Raw genomic sequence first — 17,546 nt, forward strand, 5'->3', positions numbered from 1 at the left:
AATCACCGCAGCGCGGTCCGCAACTTCTGGCGCCGCGCCGGTTCCTCATGCCCTGCCGCTGGCTCTCGCCTCGTTCGCGGCCGGCTCTCCGACGACATGGTCATCGCCGGTGTGCTCCCGGAGGTCGCCAGCAATCTGAGGGTGATCGAACGCGGGCCCCGAGAACGAACGGTTGATCTCAAGGTGAGCGAGGCGTGTCCATGATTGACGAGGAAGTGGCGAAGCCAACCGCGCGCAATTCGGGGTGGCTGGTGGCGTTGCTGTTGACGACGTTCGTTATCGGCACGGATGACTTCATCATCGCCGGAATTCTGCCGGCAATATCCGCCGACTTAGAGGTGAGCGAGGGCGCCGCGGGCCAGTTGGTGACGGTGTTCTCGCTCACCTACGCGATTGCCTGCCCGATCCTCGCGGTGGCCACCAGGCGGGTGCCGCGCAAGGCGCTGATCGTGGGCGGACTCGCGGTGTTCGCGGTGGTCAACTTCGGCACGGCGTTGGCACCCTCCTTCGGAATGCTGATGGTCCTTCGGGTGGTGGCGGCGCTGGTGGCTGCCACGCTGTCACCGGCGGCCTTCGCGGTCGCGGGTCGGCTGGCCTCGCCGGAGCGCACTGGCAGGGCGATCGGCACCGTGGCCGCGGGGCTGACTGTGTCGCTGGTGGTCGGCGTGCCCTTCGGTTCGTGGCTGAGTGGCGTGGCGGGGTGGAGGGCCACCTTTATCGCGGTGGGGGCATTCACGTGTCTGGCGATCGCGGTTACGGCGCTGACGATGCCTCGGATACCACACACCCAGGTGGTCGGGGTGGCCGAACGGCTGCGTTTGTTGCGTCGGCCCCCGGTGCTGCTGTGCGTGCTCGGCACGATGCTCGCGGCCTGCGGCGGGCTGATGCCCTACATCTACATGGCCCCCATCACCCACGATCTCACCGGCGTCGGCGGCCAGCATGTGGGCGTCTTCATCGCGATTGTGGGTGTCTCGGGCGCGGTGGGCACCGTGCTGGGTGGCCGGTTGACCGACCGGTGGGGCGTGGACCGCACCCTGCTGGCCGCGTTCGGCGGCGTGGTGGCGGCGGCCTTGGTGCTGCTGGTGGTCGGCGGCATCGGACAGGGGGCGGTACCGGTGTGGCTGGTCGGCACCGTGTTGGTGCTGTGGGGGGTGCCCGGGTGGGGCAACAACCCCCCAATGAACGCCCGCGCCATGCAGCTGGGCGGCGACGCCGCCACCGAGGCGGTGGCGCTGAACACCAGCGGACTCTACGCGGGCATCGCGTTGGCCGGTGCCATCGGCGGCGGCGTGGTCAACGCGCGCGGCGGCATCGGCGTCCTGATGGTCGCTTGCGTCGCCGGCCTGATCACCATCGCGGTGATGGCACTGTCCGTACGGCGCTACCCCTCTCCCCGACACGCGTCCGAGAGCGACACCGCTTCCGAGAAGACCGCCGCGCCGTGACCCTACGGCGCTGCCTACGAGCGCCCGACCGGGATCGTGCTTACCGGTGGCGTGGGGGCTGGCCCGCAACCGAATCAAGTTCTCGACTCACTGGCCGGCTCGGGCGAACGCGTCATCTGGATCAGCGCAAACGCCGATCGTGAACTCCATGGATACGCCGGATATCGGCGGAGGCTATGCGGCACGATCCTCGATCCGATCGCCCCCGGGGGCGCTGAACGGCTCCGCGAGGCCCACCTGGTTCGTCTCGGCTCGCTGCCACGGCCTTTTTCTCCGCCTGTGAGTGGTGTGGGCCGGGTGCGGTTTTGCCCTGCCACGCCACGGGGGGCGAGTCCGGAGGCCGGGAGGGGTCCCGTTGGTGCTCAGCGAAGATGTCCGGCGTGCCCTGACCGAAGCCGAAGCCGAAGCCGAAGCCGAAGCCCATGACGAAGCCGAAGCCGACGACGACGAAGCCCATGACGAAGCCGATGAGGGGACGTGACGTGGCATGCGCGGGACGCTGCTGGGTGGGCGGTACCGGCTGGGTGAGCGGATTGGTGGCGGGGGAGCGAAGGTGGTGTGGCGGGCGTGGGATGCGCAAGTTGCTCGCCATGTCGCGGTCAAGACGCTGACCGACGTGGTGATCGGGCCCTGTACGGAGGACCGGGAATACCGGCGATATGTGCGCTGGGCGACCAGGTCGTTGAAGCTCAGCGCGCGCGAGGCCGCCAAGTTGGGTTCCCACCCGCACATCGTGGCCGTCTACGACTGCGGGCAGGAAGTGGTGGACGGCTGCACCGTGCTGTACGTGGTGATGGAGGAGGTGCACGGCCGTTCCCTGGAGCGGGTGTTGGCCGAGGGGAGGCCGGGGGTGGGAGAGGTGGCCCGGTGGGGGCGGGACCTCTGCATGGCGTTGCAGAGCGGCGGAATGCACGATCACCTGAAGCCCTCGAACGTGATGATCGGCGAGGACGGCCGGGCCGTGGTGCTGGACTTCGAAATCGCCAGGTACACCCACCGCGGCTACGCCCCGTCCGCCGACCGGCTCGCCGGAGCGTTCGCGTACGCAGCTCCGGAGCAGGCCGAGGACTGGGACGACAAGGACGCGCGAAGCGATCTGTACGCACTGGGGTGCCTGTTGTACGAGTTGCTGACGGGGCGGCGGCCGTTCCCGGATGGCCCCATCTCCCCCACAGCGGACGCGCCGGCACCACCGAGTACGCTCCGCCCCGGCCTGCCGGAAGGATGGGACGAACTGGTTCTCACCCTCCTCGCCTGGCGGCCCAAGGACCGGCCACGCAGCGCACGGGCCGTACACGAACGTCTCGCGGCCCTGCCCACGGTGTCTGGCCAGCCGCTCGTGCTGCCCGGCCAGCTCACCAGTCCCGCAGCGGCGTGGTCGGGGGTTCTGCTGGTGGCGGCCGGCGCGAGCTGGCTGCTGCTCCGCTTGTTGACGCCGCTCGCGACCGGTTGGCAGCTACTGCTGTCCCTGCTCGCCGCAGTGGTCCCGGCCTCCGTCATGGCGGTGTTCGGTAAGAACGACGCGGCCGGTGAGGCCTTCGGTTCGGTGCTGTTCCTGTCCCTGGGGGGCTGTCTCGGATGGTTTATCTACGACGTGCCTACCGGCTGGCCGCAGTGGTCAGGGGGGCCTGCGTTCCCGGCCGCCTTTGTGGGCCTTCTCGCGATTCACAGCTGCGCTGCCAGGGTGTGCACCGCTGCGGGCCGGATGGGCTTTTCCCCGTCGGTTGGCTACGCGATCTCCCTGAGCGGATGGGTGAACGGGGCCCTGGCCTTCGGCCTCCTCATCGGCCTGACGCGTACGGCCTGGTGGTGGGCCGGCCTCACCATGCTGGGCGTGTGCGGTCTCACCTGTGCGGCCACCCTCCTTCTGCTGTGTCCCTTGCGCTACCGCGGCGACGCGCCTGGCTGAGCGGGTTGAGGCCGGCCCGCAGCGACGCCACGCGTCGCCGGTGGCGCCGAGGGGCGCAGATAGGGTCTGCCACATGGCGGAGCCGTCCTACCTGCGAGATGTCCGGGCGTCGTATGACACCGTTGCTGTCGATTACGCCGAGTTCGTACGCCCCGTCTTTGAGGACGATGTGGTGGGCCGCGCGATGCTAGTGGCGTTCGCTCGGCTCGTACGGGCAACTGGCGGCCCGGTCGCCGATGTGGGGTGTGGGCCCGGCCATGTGACGGCGTTCCTGCATTCCCTGGGGCTGGCCGCGTTCGGTGTCGAACTCTCGCCCGGGATGGTCGCGGTGGCCCGGCGGGACCATCCGGAGCTGACGTTCGACGTGGGCACGATGACGGATCTGGCGCTGTTGGACGGCGTGCTCGGCGGCATCGTCGCCTGGTACTCCGTCATCCACTCGCCACCGGAGGTCCTGCCGCGAGTCTTCGAGGAGTTTTACCGGGTGCTGGCTCCCGGCGGCCACCTACTGCTCGGCTTTCACGTCGGAGATGAGCGACGGCGCAAGGAGAACGGGTACGGGCATGAGATGTCCCTCGACCTCTATCGGCTGCCGCCCGACCGGCTCGCCGAGTTGGCTACCCGCGCAGGTCTGACGGTAGACGCCAGGCTGGTCGAGGAGCCGAAGACCGCGCGTGCGCCGTTCGGTTGCCTGCTGGTGCGTAAGCCGGCGGCGGCGCGGGTCCAGGGCTGAGGGGCGCGGAGTCGGGCGTCCATTGCGTACGTGTGGAAGGTGCGGGACGACTGGCCGGCGCTCAGGGTTCCGGCGCCCGCGTTCCGGGTTGAGCGATGTGCGTTGCGCGATACGCGTGCTGATTCTGGCGCGTGGTGCGTGGTGCGTGGTGCGCGGCGCGTGGCGCATGCCGCGGGTGGCTGCCGCGCCGTTGTCCGGGAGCGGTGCGCGGCGGGTCAGTCCGAGCGGCCCGTTGCTGCTGCCGTGATGCCGAGGCCGATCATCGCGACCCCGCCCGCCCCGCCGACCAGGGACAGTCGGCGCTCCGAGCGTGCGAACCAGTCGCGGGCCGATGCGGCGATCAGGCCCCACAGGGTGTCGGTGATCAGGCCGATCACGATGGGGACCAGCCCAAGGAGAAGCATTTGCGCGGGCAGGTTGCCTGCTGAGTGGACGGTGAACTGGGGGAGTACCGCGATGAAGAAGACGATGCCCTTGGGGTTGGTGAGGCCCACCACGACCCCGTCAAGGATCGTTCGCAGATCGCCGTGAGCCGCCTTTGCGGGGGTGGCGTCGGTGCGTACGTTCATCGCGTTGCGGTGCCGGAACGCCTGGACGCCGAGGAAGACCAGATACGCGGCGCCCGTCAGCTTCACCGTGAGGAAGAGCGCCGCCGAACGCTCCACCAGCGAGCCGATGCCGAATGCCACGGCGACGACCAGGAGGTAGGAGCCGAGCACATTGCCTAGGACGGTCGCGAGGGCCGTGCGGCGGCCGTGGGCCAGGGCTCGACCGATCACGAAGAGCACGGTCGGCCCAGGCACCACGGTCACCAGTAGTGACATCACGGCGAAAGCAAGCAAACGGTCGATGGACACCATGTCCCTCACCCCCCGCAGCCATTGAAGCAGGAGTGGCGGGGTGGTCCTTCCAGATCATCGTCCTGGCCTATGGGCTAGCGCAGTTCGGGTGCATGGCTAAGAGCGTCCGTGCTGAAGTGCGGGCGCAGTGGTGGACGGGTTCTCGGTGACGTCGAAGAGCGATAGGTTGCGGGACCTATGGAACTGGAGTTGCGTCACCTGCGCATTCTGGTGGCGATCGCGGACGCGGGAAGTCTCACCAGGGCCGCCGCCGCGCTGCTGCTATCTCAACCTGCGGTTTCCACTCAGCTCAAACGCATCGAAACGGCGCTTGGACAGCCCGTCTTCGTGCGGGAGGTGACGGGGGTGCGGCCGACGCGCTTCGGGGACGAGGTGATCGCCCATGCGCGTAACGCCGTCGCCAGCGCCGACCGTATCCGCGAGAGCAAGCGCACTGCGGCGACCGAGGAGTCGGCCGTGCGGCTCGGCGGGTCGCCGGGCCCGGTGTTCTCGCATCTGGCGACCCGGCTGTCGGGTCTGATCGACGCACCGGTGGCCTCGCACCAGTTCCCGTCCGCGGCCTGGGCCCTTGACCGGCTCGCCAATGACCATCTCGACCTCGTGGCGATCACCGACGTCTTCGGTTACGAGTCCAAGCCGCAGGCCGGCATCGTGCACGCGGTGATCGGGGTTGAGCCCGCGCTCGTGCTCCTGCCGATTGGGCATCGGTTGGCGGGCGAGAAGCAGGTGGAACTTGTGGACCTGGCCGAGGAGAGCTGGACCATGTCGCCGCTGGAACGCGATGGTGGCGACCGCGCGGCCTTTGTCGCCATCTGTGTAGCGGCCGGGTTCGCGCCTCGTATCGATCACGACATCGTCGATACCGGGACCGCGTTCGACCTGGTCATCCAGGGGGCGGCGCTAGCGTTGGCGCAGGGCGGTGTGCGCATGCGAGAGGGGATGGCCGCCAAACGGTTGACGGGCGATCCGATACGGGTCCGCCATGTGCTGGCCTGGCGTGACCCGGGCCGGCTTGTCGGCAGCCAGGGCACGCTGATCGAAGCGGCCAAGGAAGGGTTCGCGGGGCGGCGTCTCGCGGCAGACCTGGAGTGATCCCGTAGCGACCGTTGAGCGGCACCCTCGCGTAGCAGCCGATCGTGGTACGCCGACGGGTCGAGCTCGGGCGCTGGCGGCGGGTGCCCGCGACGGCTGCGGAGCCCTGTGCGCGCGCACGTGGCGTCGTGCGCGCACACAGGGGCGGCCGTCCGGAGCTTGGTGGTCTCCGGTTCCGCGGACGGCCCGCCAGGCCGGTCAGTCCGCCGTCCGTACGCCAGCCGACCACGTCCGGCGGCCGACGACCGCTGGAGTTGGTGCTTGGGGCCAGCGGCCGACAGTCATGGGACCACGGCTGTCGGCCGCTGGAGTCTTGCGTGGGGGGTGGCTCGCCGATCACGGAACACCGTGACCTGCAACGGACGGTCCACCGCTCACCATGAGGTACCGGCTTGCGGGCGTCCCGGCCGTGGCTTCACTATCCCGCGCCGCTCGCTTCGCGACCAATGCCAAAAGCCCATAACGTCAGGTGTTATGGACGCCGCGGCTCCGGGCAGCCGACACCTGAGCCTTTGACCACGCCCGGCGGCCAACGGTTCCCACCGTACGCGCCTGCCTGGCGGAATAGCGCGTGCCCGGGGCTCGTTACGGTTGCCGGAATCACCGCCGAGACGGAAAGCAGGGTGCCGCAGATGAGTACGGTGGAGCTCACCAAGGACAACTTCGATGAGATCGTCTCCAGTAGCGGTTTCGTCTTGATCGACTTCTGGGCCTCCTGGTGCGGCCCGTGCCGCACGTTCGCGCCGGTGTTCGAAAAGGCGTCCGAGCAGCACGATGACCTGGTCTTCGCCAAGGTCGATACGGAGGCGCAGCCCGAGCTGGCGGCGGCCTTTGAGATCCAGTCCATTCCGACGCTGATGATCGTGCGGGACAACATCGCGGTGTTCGCCCAGCCGGGCGCGCTGCCGCCTGCCGGCCTTGAGGACGTCATCGGTCAGGCGCGGGCCCTGGACATGAACGAGGTGCGTGCCTCAGTTGCCGACGCGGCGGACACGCAACAGGATCAACGTGGCTGAGCTGCTCTTGGTGCGGCACGGCGAGACGGAGTGGAGCCGCTCGGGCCAGCACACGAGCTGGACCGACCTTCCGCTCACCGAGCGGGGCGTGGCTCAGGCCCAAGCGCTCCGACCGCTCCTTGCCGCCAGAACCATCGGGCTGGTCCTGGTCAGCCCGCGCGAACGGGCCAAGGAGACGGCCCGGCTGGTCGGACTGCTCGACCGGGCCGAGGTCGAACCCGACCTTCGGGAGTGGGAATACGGCGGCTACGAGGGCATCACCACGCCCGATATCCAGCGCACCCGACCGCACTGGTCCCTGTGGACCGACGGCGCGCCTGCGGGTGACTCCCCCGAGCACCCGGGGGAGTCACCGGACGAGGTCGGTGCCCGGGCGGACCGGGTATTGGCGCGGCTCGCCCCGCTACTCGACGAGAGCAACGGGCCGGGGAGCTTGGCTGGCGAGAGTGCCGGTGTCGGCGCCGTGAGCGGGGCCGGTGAGCGCCGGAATGGTGGCGCGCAGGGTGATGTCGGCGATGGCCCGGCCAGCGGTGTCGCCGGCGATGTGGTGCTCGTCGGGCATGGCCACTTCCTGCGCGTCCTCGCGGCCCGCAGGCTCGGCCTTCCTGCGGCGGCGGGAGCGCTGTTCCGGCTGGACACGGCGACCGTGAGCCGCATCGGGCTTGAGCACGGGCGGCCGGCGGTCACCGGCTGGAACCTCCCCGCCAGCTAGCAGCTTGGGCGCGGGTTCGGCTCGGGTCTTGGGCTCGGGGCTCAAGGGTTGGGCTCGGGCTTGAACTTGGCTCTAGGCCCTGGCCCTGGCCCTGGCCCGGCTTCGGCAGGTGCTGGTGGCTGTGGGCTACGGCTGCATGGCTCTACGGCTGCGTGGCTCTAGGGGGGTGGCGGCGCGGCGGCATCCGCGCCGTTCTCACTTCGCTACCCCCACCCGCTGGAGCAAGCCCCACGTGAACTCCGCAACGTAGTTCTCCCGCTGCCCCGGCGTCCCGGCCACGCCCGTTTCGGGCGGCCCCGTAGGCGCCGTGAACGCGAGCCGCCACCGCGTGGGCGCCGTTCCCTCCAGGGGGCGCGCCGGGGCGAAGGCACGGGCCACCTCATCGACCGTGCACGACCAGGGCAGCAGCTCCGCCGCGGTACGCAGCGCGGGCCCCGCCGCCTGCGGTGCACGGACCAGCCACTCGTTCCACACCGCCCCACCCGGCCCGGTCAGTACCTCAAACCGCAGCGCGGGCCACAGCGGCACCGGCCAGCTCAGCGCCTCGCACACCAGATCGCCGACCCGGCGCGGGGCCGCCGAATCGGGCGGGCCGAGCACCGAGCGGTAGCGCCGTACGGCACCTTGCTGGCGCGGCGAGCGCACCATGGCCTGCCAACGGCGGTTCGCCTCACGCAAATCGGCCCTGCTCACCTCCAACTCCCGCAGCGCTTCCTCGACTCGGTCTGGCTGATGGTCGGCCATGCGACGCAACAGCACGAGTTGGAAGTGCAGCGGCCCGAAAGCGGGCCCGAGCCGAGGACCGCCGCGGGGTCCCGCGTATGCCGACGACGGGGCGCCGCTTTCGGGGTCACCGCGGGGATCTTCCGCATCAGACGGGGAGTTCATGGTTCCCATCGTGGCGCACCCGCGGCGGTGCGCGGACCAGGCAGCGCCAAGAGGTTGCGCACTGAGCCCTGATGCCGCGAGTTCCAAGCCCCGAGTCCCAAGCCCCAAGCCCCGGCCCCAAGCTCCGAGCCGGCGACCCGGCGGCGTCTCGGCATGCTGTCGCGACGCCGCCGGACCGTACTATCGCCGCGCCGCGCCGCGCCGCGCCAACGCCGGGCCGGGCCAACGAGGGATGCAACTCGTCAGTGCGGGTTACGAGAAGTCCAACTCGCCAGTCCGAGTGCGCTTCAGCTCAAAGAACTTCGGATAACCGGCCAGCAGACGGGCCCCGTCGAAGACGCGTACCGCCTCCTCGCCGCGGGGTATGCCCGTCAGTACGGGACCGAAGAAGGCGATACCGTCAATGTGCAGGGTCGGGGTGCCGACGTCCTCGCCGACCGGGTCCATTCCCTCGTGGTGGCTCTTGCGCAGTGCCTCGTCATAGACGGTGCTGTCCGCCGCGTCCGCGAGATCCGTTGGCAGGCCCGCCTCGGCCAGCGCCTCCTCGATCAGGACCCGGCTCACCTCGCGCTCTTCGTTGTGTATGCGGGTGCCGAGCGCGGTGTACAGATCGCGCAGCACCTCCTCGCCATGCTGCTGGGCTGCGGCTATGCACACCCGGACCGGGCCCCAGTTCCGCTCAAGGGACTCCTTGTAACGCTCCGGGAGGTCGTCCCGCCCCTCATTGAGCACGGACAGGCTCATCACGCGAAAACGCAGATCGAGGTCGCGGTGCTGCTCGACCTCCAAAATCCAGCGCGAGGTGATCCAGGCGAAGGGGCAGGCGGGGTCGAAGTAGAAATCAACGGAATGACGTGTGGTCTGATCACTCATGATCCGAACCTAACTACTCGGGGGAGGCAGCGGCTGTGATCCCCAGCATCCTTTGCAGAAGATCACGTAGCACCGTGCGTTCCTGATGGGAGAGCCCGGCCAGGGGCTCACTTGCGAAGTCGAGCGAGCCGCGCAATCGAAGCGCGGTATTCAGGCCCGTCTCGGTGGTGGCGGCGAGTTTGACCCGGCGGTCGGCGGGGTCGGGTCGGCGCTCTACCAGGCCCCGGCCTTCGAGGCGGTCCACGATGCCGGTGATGTTCGACGGCTCGCACTTGAGTTGCTGCGCGATCCGGCGCATCGGCATCGGTTCGCGGGCGAGTAGACCAAGCACCCGCGCTTGCGCGCCGGTGAGCGCGTGTTTGGCCGCCGCCTGCTCGTATTCCTCGTGGTAGCGCGCCACGACGGCGCCGATGAGCTCGACGACCTCGAAGGTGAGTGGGTCGGTACGAGGGGCCATACGCGCCAGGATACCCCCGGTTGCTTGACACCATGAAATATCTAGGTGCATGGTTGTTTCACCTAGTGAAGTATCTGAAGGGGTCGCTGCATGTCCGTCACCCACCCGACCGGTCTCCCCGCCACCAGCCGTGAGTGGCACCTCGTCGCCCGTCCGCAGGGTTGGCCCACGCTCGACGACTTCGCGCTGCGGGAGGTGGGCGTTGCAGAGCCGGGTCCGGGGCAGATCCTGGTGCAGAACACTCATATGTCGGTAGATCCGTATATGAGGGGCCGGATGAACGATGTGAAGTCGTACACGCCGCCGTTCGAGCTCAACAAGCCGATGGACGGCGGCGCGGTCGGCGTCGTGGCCGCCGTTGGCCCCGACACGCCCGGCTACCGCCCCGGCGACCACGTGCTGCACGGTCTCGGCTGGCGGGAGTACGCGGTCGTGGAGGGCAAGCAAGCCACCGCCATCGACCCCGACATCGCCCCGCTCAGCGCCTACCTCGGCGTGCTCGGAATGACCGGCCTCACCGCCTACTCGGGCCTGCTGCGCGTCGCCTCCTTCCAGGAGGGCGACACCGTCTTCGTCTCCGGGGCCGCGGGCGCGGTCGGCAGCCAGGTCGGGCAGATTGCCCGGCTCAAGGGTGCTTCGCGCGTGATCGGCAGCGCGGGCTCGGACGAAAAGGTCCAACTCCTGCTGGAGGAGTACGGCTTCCACGCGGCCTTCAACTACAAGAAGGGCCCGGTCGCCGAGCAGCTCAAGGAAGCCGCCCCGGACGGCATCGACGTCTATTTCGACAACGTCGGCGGCGACCATCTGGAGGCCGCCATCGGCTCCCTCAACGTGCACGGCCGGATCGCCGTCTGCGGAATGATCGCCGTCTACAACGCGACCGAGCCCAGCCCGGCCCCGCACAACCTGCCGCTGATCATCGGCAAGCGGCTGCGGATGGAGGGCATGCTCGTCAGGGACCACTTCGACCTGCGCGGCCCGTTCGTGGACGAGGTCGGCGGTTGGCTGCGCGATGGCAGCCTGCGCTACCGCGAGACGGTGGTGCCCGGCATCGAGAACGCCGTGGACGCCTTCCTCGGCCTGCTGCGCGGCGAGAACATCGGCAAGATGATCGTCGGCCTCGCGGACTGACGCTCTCCGTATGCGCCCGGGCCAGCTTGGTGAGGCTCGGCAACCCAGTGCCGCGGTCGCGGGCGCGAACCGCGGCACCCACCAGGAGGAACCACCATGCCCATCCAGCCCGTTGACGTCGCGTACACCGCCGTGGCCACCGCCGAGAACGGCCGTGACGGCCGCGTCGCCACTGACGACGGCAAGCTCGACGTCATCGTCAATCCGCCGCAGGAGATGGGCGGCAGCGGCGCGGGAACCAACCCCGAGCAGCTGTTCGCCGCCGGTTACAGCGCCTGCTTCCAGGGCGCGCTCGGCGTCGTGGCCCGGCGCGAGAAGGCCGACATCTCCGGCTCCACCGTCACTGCCAAGGTCGGCCTAGGCAAGACGCCGGACGGTGGGTTCGGCCTTACCGTCGAGATCTCGGCGGCCATCCCGAACATGACCGCCGCCGCGGCCAAGGACCTGGTGGAAAAGGCCCACCAGGTCTGCCCGTACTCCAACGCGACCCGCGGCAACATTCAGGTGACACTCACGGCCAACTGAGGCCCTTTCGTTGCCCTTTGCTGCCCCAAGCTGCCTTTTTTGTTGCCTTCAGGCAGCGACTGACGCCCGGGCCCCGCCGGTACGCACGGTCTCTCGCAGGCCGTGGGCGGCGCCCGGGCGTACGCGATCCATGCCCCACCCGCCGCATCGAAGACGGCTCCACCGCCCCTGGCCGGCCGGTCCGCTCACCATCGCTTAAGCTGCGCCAATGCGAGATCTGGCGACCGGTGTGGGCTATTTGATCAAGGGTCAGCGATGGATGGCCCAACACCCCCGTTCCTGGGGGTTCGGCATGGTGCCCGCCTTGATCACGCTGGTCGGCTATGTCGCCGCGCTGATCGCACTCGGCCTGTGGACCGACGACGCGATCTCCTGGCTGACGCCCTTCGCCGATGACTGGGGCACCCCCTGGCTCGGGCTGTTCCGCGGCGCACTTGCCGTGTTGTTCTTCGGCGGCTGTCTGCTGCTCGCGCTGATCACCTTCACCGCCGTCACCCTGCTGGTGGGCCAGCCGTTCTACGAATCCCTCTCCGAACGCGTGGACCTCTCCCTCGACGGGCACGCCCCGGAATCGGGACTGCCGCTCTGGCGCGAACTGCTCATCGCCCTACGGGAAAGCACCACCGTCGTCATCCGCGTCGTGCTGTGGGGCACGCTGCTGTTCGTGGCGGGTTTCCTGCCCGTCATCGGCCAGACCGCGATCCCCGCCATCGGCTTTTGCATCGCCGGCTTCTTCCTCACCGAGGAGTTGACCGCCGTCGCGCTCCAGCGCCGCCGCGTCCCGCTCGCCGAGCGGCTGCGCCTGCTGCGCTCTCGCAAGCTCCTCGTGCTCGGCTTCGGGGTGCCGCTCACGCTGCTCTTCCTGGTGCCCCTGGCCGCCGTTGTGGTGATGCCGGGCGCGGTAGCCGGGGCGACGCTACTCGCCCGCGATCTGCTGGGGGAGCCGACGTCGCAGGACCCACCCGCCTCCGGCGACACCGCACTGGGCACGGGCATCCCAGGCGGGCCGGGCCCGCACGGCCCCGACCCGATGGGCCCCCGCTGACCCACCACGTGTGCGGCATCCCGTGGCGCACCACGGGATGTCGCACGGTACGGCTGAGCCTAGGTTTCGGTGGTGACGACGCACCGCGGATACGGGCCCGGGTGGCGGCGGTTGCGCTAGGCGTGCGTCTCGCGCCGGCTGATCTCCTGGTAGGCCAGGTCCGCCAGCTTTTGCTGGCCCTCCTTGCTGGGGTGGAACCAGTCCCACTTGCTCAGCTCATCGCCCGTGAAGCGGTAACGGTGCACCGCCTGGTCGTACCGGCACAGCACGAGCTTGCCGCATACGTCCCGCAGCACCGTGTTGTAGTCGCGCACCCGCTGCTGCACCTGGTCGCGCCGTTCGTTCGCTCGATCGTGTGTGGACTGCGGGTCGCGCAGCATCACCGGGCAGATGCCCAGCTTCCACACCTGCCGCCGGACCGGGTCCTTGCGGCCCTCCGACCACAGCCGCTTGAGGTCGGGCACGCTGGCCACGTAGACCTGCGTCTTGGGCAGTGCACGCCGCAACGCGGTCAGCGATGCCGTGAAGTCGGCCCGGAAGTCTTCCACCGACGTCATCTCGGCGACCGAGTCCCGGCAGGCGTCGTTGGCCCCGATCATTACGGTGACCAACTCGGGCCGCTTGACCGTCGCCGTTTGGAGCTGCGCCGGTAGATCGGCCATCAGCGCGCCGGTCTCGGCGTAGTTCCAGGTGTGCTGCTGCGGGTTGGGCAGCAGTCGCTTGGCCAGGCTGTCCACGTCCAAACCGGTGGACCAGGAGGCTTCCGGGCAGTCGGAGAGCACCGAGCAGGCGTCGTAACCCCGGGTGATCGAGTCCCCGACGGAGGCAATGGAGCCAGGACGGGTGTCCCACGTCGGGGTGGGTTTCACCGCGGGGCGCTTGGCACCCGAAGTGCCGCTTTTGGAACTGGGGCCATCGTCATCGCCGGTGCACCCTGCGAGTAGGGCCGCGCAGGCCAGCAGCGCAGTGGCTGCTGTGGAACGTCGGAGCCGAGTTGACCGAGCGTGGTCCCGCATCGCTGTTCCCCCCTCGTGCCGAGCAATGATATGTATCCGGGACCGACGGTACGTCACTCCTCGGGCGTCACCGCGCGGTAGCTTTTCCCGTGTGAGGTGGACTCCAACCATGGGAGTCCGCGTTCCGGTACCAGAGGATTACATCGCGTCATTTACTGTCCCATTTAGAGAGAATTACCCCCGGTAGTGTTTACTGTAGGTAGCCTCGGGGGCTGGTGCAGGTGTGATCATTGGGGCAGAATGACTCTGCCCTGGGCGCAAACCGGTACGGAGCGCGAGGCCGCTGGGGAAGGCGAACCTCGAACCGCACTGGAGGTCCCGGTGACGACACGTGGAGTTCTGTACGTTCACTCCGCCCCGCGCGCGCTGTGCCCGCACATTGAATGGGCCATCGCGGGCGTCCTCGGCGTGCGCGTCACCCTGGACTGGATCAGACAGCCCGCCGCGCCCAGCACCTGGCGCGCGGAGATCTCGTGGCAGGGCCAGGCAGGCACCGCGTCCAAACTCGCGTCCGCGCTGCGCGGCTGGCACCTGCTGCGCTTCGAGGTGACGGCGGAGCCCTGCGCCACCGCCGAGGGCGAGCGCTACAGCTCCACGCCGGAGCTGGGCATCTTTCACGCCGTCACCGGAATCCACGGTGACATCCTCATCCCCGAAGACCGGCTGCGAGCTGCACTCGGCCGCGCCTCGCGGGGCGAAAGTGACCTGGCGACCGAGGTGACCCGGCTTCTCGGCAAGCCCTGGGACGACGAGTTGGAGTCGTTTCGGTACGCGGGAGAGGGCGCCCCGGTGCGCTGGCTGCATCAGGTCGTGTGAGCCACACGAGGCTGTCTGATCCGCCCTCAGCTCCCGTACGGCCTCCGTATGCCCTCATGCGAAGCCCCTATGGGGCTCCGTGCGGCTCGCGGGTGACCCCGTACGCCCCGGTTTCGTATCCTCGGCGTAGGCCCCCATCCGTGGCACGGCACGGCACGGCATGGCGCGGCACGGCGCGGCACAGCGCCCGCACAGCACAGCGCCCGCACAGCACAGCGCCCGCACGGTCAGTAGACCGTGCGGGCGCTCCAGCGTTCGTCGTACGCCCGCCACGGCGCGCGGTGGACAAGGCTGGGTCGATCGGCCCGGGCCCGCCGAGCGGCGGGTCGCGGGGCTCAGATCGTACGGAAGGCCAGTGCCACGTTGTGGCCGCCGAAGCCGAACGAGTTGTTCAGCGCCGCGATGGTGCCAGCGGGCAGCTCGCGGGGCTTGTCGCGCACGATGTCCCCATCGACCTCGGGGTCGAGCTCGGTGATGTTGACCGTGGGCGGTGCCACCCGGTGCTTGAGGGCAAGGACCGTCGCGACGGTCTCGATGCCGCCCGCGCCGCCGAGCAGATGGCCCGTCATCGACTTGGTGGCCGAGATGGCCATGTGATCGACGTCGTTGCCGAAGACCTTACGCAGCGCCTTGAGCTCCGCGACATCACCCAGCGGCGTCGAGGTGGCGTGCGCGTTGATGTGCGTGATCTCGGCGGGGCCAAGGTCGGTGGCGTCCAGCAGGTTCTGTAGGGCGCGTGCGATGCCGCTGCCGGACGGCTCGGGCTGTGCGATGTGGTGGCTGTCGGCGGACAGGCCCTGACCGATCGCCTCACAGTAGGCCGTGGCGCCGCGCTGCGCGGCGTGCTCGGCCGACTCCAGGATCACAACGCCGGCGCCCTCTCCGAGCACGAAGCCGTCGCGGCCCGTGTCGTAGGGGCGCGAGGCGCCCTCGGGGTCGTCGTTGTTTTTGGTCATCGCCATCATGTTGCCGAACGCGGCGATGGGCAGCGGGTGGATGGCCGCCTCGGTGCCACCTGCGACGACTACGTCGGCGCGGCCGGTACGGATCATCTCGATGGCGTAGCCGATGGCCTCGGCGCCCGAGGCGCAGGCGCTCACCGGGGTGTGCACGCCGGCTTGGGCGTTCACCTCAAGCCCGACGTTGGCCGCCGGGCTGTTGGGCATGAGCATGGGCACGGTGTGCGGCGACACCTTGCGCACACCCTGTTCCCGCAAAATGTCGTACTGGCCGAGCAGCGTGGTCACTCCGCCGATGCCGGACGCGATGACCGTGCCGAGCCGGTTCGGGTCGAGGGAAGCCTCGCCCCCGGCCTTGCCGGTGTACCCGGCGTCCGCCCACGCCTCGCGGGCCGCGATCAGCGCGAACTGCGCCGACCGGTCGAGCTTCCTGGCCTGCGGCCGAGGGATGGACTCGCCGGGTTCCACGGCGATTTGCGCCGCGATCCGGACGGGCAACTGGGCTGCCCAGTCCTGGGTGAGGGGGCCGACGCCGGAACGGCCGGCGAGCAGACCCTCCCAAAATGACGCGCTGTCGCCACCCAGCGGTGTGGTTGCGCCGATACCGGTGACGACCACCGTGCGATTGGTCGCGTTCACAGGGATTCTTTCTCCACGGGTAGAGGGTGCGGAATGCGCCACCGCTCGGGTGGCGACAGGCGGTGCTATGCGGACTGGTGCTTGAGGATGTAGTTCGTCGCGTCGCCGACGGTCTTGAGGTTCTTGACGTCGTCGTCCGGGATCTTGACGTCGAAGCGCTCTTCAGCGGCGACGACGACCTCGACCATGGACAGCGAGTCAACGTCCAGGTCGTCGGTGAAGGACTTGTCCACCTGGACGTCCTCGGTCGGGATACCGGCGACCTCGTTCACGATCTCTGCGAGACCGACGACGATCTCTTCCTGAGTGGCGGCCATGTCGGCGCTCTCCTTCAATGTTGTGCGGTGAGGTGCGCAGCGCCGACGGTTCCGGGCTGCGCTGATCTTGATAGATCCGCGGATTGATCGTACGGACTAAGGGAGGGTAACGACCGTCGCGGCGTATACGAGACCCGCCCCGAAACCAATGACGAGAGCGGTGTCGCCGCTCTTCGCCTGTCCGGTCGCCAACAGTCGTTCCATGGCGAGCGGGATGGAGGCTGCCGAGGTGTTGCCGGTGGACTCCACATCGCGGGCGACCACGACATGCTCCGGCAGCTTGAGCGTCTTGACCATCGAGTCGATGATCCGCATGTTGGCCTGGTGCGGGATGAAGACGTCGAGGTCTTCGGCCTGCACGCCGGCCTGGTCCAGCGCCTGCTGAGCGACCTTCGCCATCTCGTAGACGGCCCAGCGGAAGACCGCCTGGCCCTCTTGCGTGATGGCCGGGTAGCGCAGTTCGCCGAGGTCGGTGGCGTCCCGGTAGATCTCCCAGGACTCGGTCTGCATGATCGTGTTCGACTTGTCGCCCTCCGAACCCCACACGGTGGGGCCGATGCCGGGCTCCTTCGCCGGGCCGATCACCACGGCACCCGCGCCGTCGCCGAACAGGAAGGCCGTCGCGCGGTCGCTCAGGTCGGTCAGGTCGGACAGCCGCTCCACGCCGAGGACCAGCGCGTATTCCGCGCTGCCCTCGACCACCAGGCTCTTGGCCAGGGTCAGGCCGTAGCCGAAACCGGCGCAGCCCGCGGAGATGTCGAAGGCGGCGGGCTTGCCGGTGCCCAGGCGGTGTGCGATCTCGGTGGCGATGGCCGGGGTCTGCTTGAAGTGCGAGACGGTCGAGACGATCACGGCACCGATCTGGTCCGGCGTGATCCCGGCGTCCGCGATGGCCTTGCCGCCCGCCTCGACGGACATGGCGGCCACCGTCTCCTCCGGGCCGGCCCAGTGTCGGGTGGCGATGCCGGAGCGTGAGCGAATCCACTCGTCCGACGAGTCGATGTGCTTGAGGATCTCTTCGTTCGGCACCACGCGGGTCGGGCGGTAGCCGCCGACGCCGAGGATGCGCGCGTACGGGGAGCCCTTGGCGGGCTTGATCTTCGACGTCAT

Annotated in this window: 19 protein-coding genes; 11 read left to right on the forward strand and 8 right to left on the reverse strand. The window is 69.2% G+C overall.

The annotated features are described in order from the left end of the window. Nucleotides 1-200 precede the first annotated feature (200 nt). The 4 genes from FHS42_RS00765 to FHS42_RS00775 all read left to right on the forward strand — a co-directional run bounded on the left by FHS42_RS00765 (nt 201) and on the right by FHS42_RS00775 (nt 4,090). The gene (locus FHS42_RS00765; protein WP_184569005.1) at nt 201-1,448 is read left to right on the forward strand and encodes an MFS transporter; all 1,248 of its coding nucleotides are present in this window, start codon (nt 201-203) and stop codon (nt 1,446-1,448) included. A gap of 355 nt (nt 1,449-1,803) precedes the next feature. Further along, a complete protein-coding gene (locus tag FHS42_RS38065; RefSeq protein WP_281392677.1) occupies nt 1,804-1,929 on the forward strand; it encodes a hypothetical protein in 126 nt (41 codons plus the stop codon). A 6-nt stretch (nt 1,930-1,935) separates the two neighbouring features. After that, entirely contained in the window at nt 1,936-3,357 is a 1,422-nt protein-coding gene (locus tag FHS42_RS00770; RefSeq protein ID WP_184568517.1) for a serine/threonine-protein kinase, read from the forward strand. 73 nt (nt 3,358-3,430) lie between these two features. Next, the gene (locus FHS42_RS00775) at nt 3,431-4,090 is read left to right on the forward strand and encodes a class I SAM-dependent DNA methyltransferase (protein WP_184568518.1); all 660 of its coding nucleotides are present in this window, start codon (nt 3,431-3,433) and stop codon (nt 4,088-4,090) included. A gap of 215 nt (nt 4,091-4,305) precedes the next feature. On the opposite strand, the gene FHS42_RS00780 is transcribed toward FHS42_RS00775, so the two are convergent. Beyond that, nucleotides 4,306-4,950: a LysE family translocator gene (locus FHS42_RS00780; RefSeq protein WP_184568519.1), complete on the reverse strand. Its 645-nt coding sequence runs from the start codon at nt 4,948-4,950 to the stop codon at nt 4,306-4,308. A gap of 177 nt (nt 4,951-5,127) precedes the next feature. Between FHS42_RS00780 and FHS42_RS00785 the strand changes: the two genes are divergently transcribed. The 3 genes from FHS42_RS00785 (at nt 5,128) to FHS42_RS00795 (ending at nt 7,770) form a co-directional block, all read left to right on the forward strand. Beyond that, nucleotides 5,128-6,042 (forward strand): LysR family transcriptional regulator, encoded by a 915-nt coding sequence (locus FHS42_RS00785; RefSeq protein ID WP_184568520.1) that lies wholly within the window; start codon nt 5,128-5,130, stop codon nt 6,040-6,042. Nucleotides 6,043-6,674: 632 nt separating this feature from the next. Next, a complete protein-coding gene (gene trxA, locus FHS42_RS00790) occupies nt 6,675-7,058 on the forward strand; it encodes a thioredoxin (RefSeq protein WP_184568521.1) in 384 nt (127 codons plus the stop codon). Further along, entirely contained in the window at nt 7,051-7,770 is a 720-nt protein-coding gene (locus tag FHS42_RS00795; RefSeq protein WP_184568522.1) for a histidine phosphatase family protein, read from the forward strand. Before trxA ends, FHS42_RS00795 begins: the two co-directional genes overlap by 8 nt. Before the next feature lie 195 nt (nt 7,771-7,965). On the opposite strand, the gene FHS42_RS00800 is transcribed toward FHS42_RS00795, so the two are convergent. The 3 genes from FHS42_RS00800 to FHS42_RS00810 all read right to left on the reverse strand — a co-directional run bounded on the left by FHS42_RS00800 (nt 7,966) and on the right by FHS42_RS00810 (nt 9,988). Further along, the gene (locus FHS42_RS00800; RefSeq protein WP_376772490.1) at nt 7,966-8,658 is read right to left on the reverse strand and encodes a hypothetical protein; all 693 of its coding nucleotides are present in this window, start codon (nt 8,656-8,658) and stop codon (nt 7,966-7,968) included. A 252-nt stretch (nt 8,659-8,910) separates the two neighbouring features. After that, a complete protein-coding gene (locus tag FHS42_RS00805) occupies nt 8,911-9,531 on the reverse strand; it encodes a mycothiol-dependent nitroreductase Rv2466c family protein (RefSeq protein WP_184568523.1) in 621 nt (206 codons plus the stop codon). Between the two features lie 13 nt (nt 9,532-9,544). After that, nucleotides 9,545-9,988: a MarR family winged helix-turn-helix transcriptional regulator gene (locus FHS42_RS00810; RefSeq protein WP_184568524.1), complete on the reverse strand. Its 444-nt coding sequence runs from the start codon at nt 9,986-9,988 to the stop codon at nt 9,545-9,547. A gap of 90 nt (nt 9,989-10,078) precedes the next feature. Here FHS42_RS00810 and FHS42_RS00815 point away from each other — a divergent pair, with 90 nt between their 5' ends. From FHS42_RS00815 to FHS42_RS00825, 3 genes are all read left to right on the forward strand, one after another. Continuing rightward, nucleotides 10,079-11,119, forward strand: coding sequence for an NADP-dependent oxidoreductase (locus FHS42_RS00815; protein WP_184568525.1), 1,041 nt, complete (start codon nt 10,079-10,081; stop codon nt 11,117-11,119). A gap of 96 nt (nt 11,120-11,215) precedes the next feature. Further along, nucleotides 11,216-11,644: an organic hydroperoxide resistance protein gene (locus FHS42_RS00820; protein ID WP_184568526.1), complete on the forward strand. Its 429-nt coding sequence runs from the start codon at nt 11,216-11,218 to the stop codon at nt 11,642-11,644. Nucleotides 11,645-11,852: 208 nt separating this feature from the next. Further along, nucleotides 11,853-12,689 (forward strand): EI24 domain-containing protein, encoded by an 837-nt coding sequence (locus tag FHS42_RS00825; RefSeq protein WP_184568527.1) that lies wholly within the window; start codon nt 11,853-11,855, stop codon nt 12,687-12,689. A 116-nt stretch (nt 12,690-12,805) separates the two neighbouring features. On the opposite strand, the gene FHS42_RS00830 is transcribed toward FHS42_RS00825, so the two are convergent. Beyond that, nucleotides 12,806-13,705, reverse strand: coding sequence for an SGNH/GDSL hydrolase family protein (locus FHS42_RS00830; RefSeq protein ID WP_184568528.1), 900 nt, complete (start codon nt 13,703-13,705; stop codon nt 12,806-12,808). A 321-nt stretch (nt 13,706-14,026) separates the two neighbouring features. Between FHS42_RS00830 and FHS42_RS00835 the strand changes: the two genes are divergently transcribed. Then, the gene (locus FHS42_RS00835) at nt 14,027-14,521 is read left to right on the forward strand and encodes a DUF3145 domain-containing protein (protein ID WP_184568529.1); all 495 of its coding nucleotides are present in this window, start codon (nt 14,027-14,029) and stop codon (nt 14,519-14,521) included. Nucleotides 14,522-14,856: 335 nt separating this feature from the next. Here the strand turns inward: FHS42_RS00835 and FHS42_RS00840 are convergent, their stop codons facing one another. The 3 genes from FHS42_RS00840 to FHS42_RS00850 form a co-directional block, all read right to left on the reverse strand. Further along, nucleotides 14,857-16,119, reverse strand: a complete 1,263-nt coding sequence (locus FHS42_RS00840; RefSeq protein WP_184568530.1) for a beta-ketoacyl-[acyl-carrier-protein] synthase family protein — start codon at nt 16,117-16,119, stop codon at nt 14,857-14,859. A 65-nt stretch (nt 16,120-16,184) separates the two neighbouring features. Then, the gene (locus FHS42_RS00845) at nt 16,185-16,436 is read right to left on the reverse strand and encodes an acyl carrier protein (RefSeq protein WP_184568531.1); all 252 of its coding nucleotides are present in this window, start codon (nt 16,434-16,436) and stop codon (nt 16,185-16,187) included. Between the two features lie 96 nt (nt 16,437-16,532). Then, the gene (locus FHS42_RS00850; protein ID WP_184568532.1) at nt 16,533-17,546 is read right to left on the reverse strand and encodes a ketoacyl-ACP synthase III; all 1,014 of its coding nucleotides are present in this window, start codon (nt 17,544-17,546) and stop codon (nt 16,533-16,535) included.

This window comes from Streptomyces zagrosensis (assembly GCF_014203645.1).
Lineage (GTDB): Bacteria > Actinomycetota > Actinomycetes > Streptomycetales > Streptomycetaceae > Streptomyces > Streptomyces zagrosensis.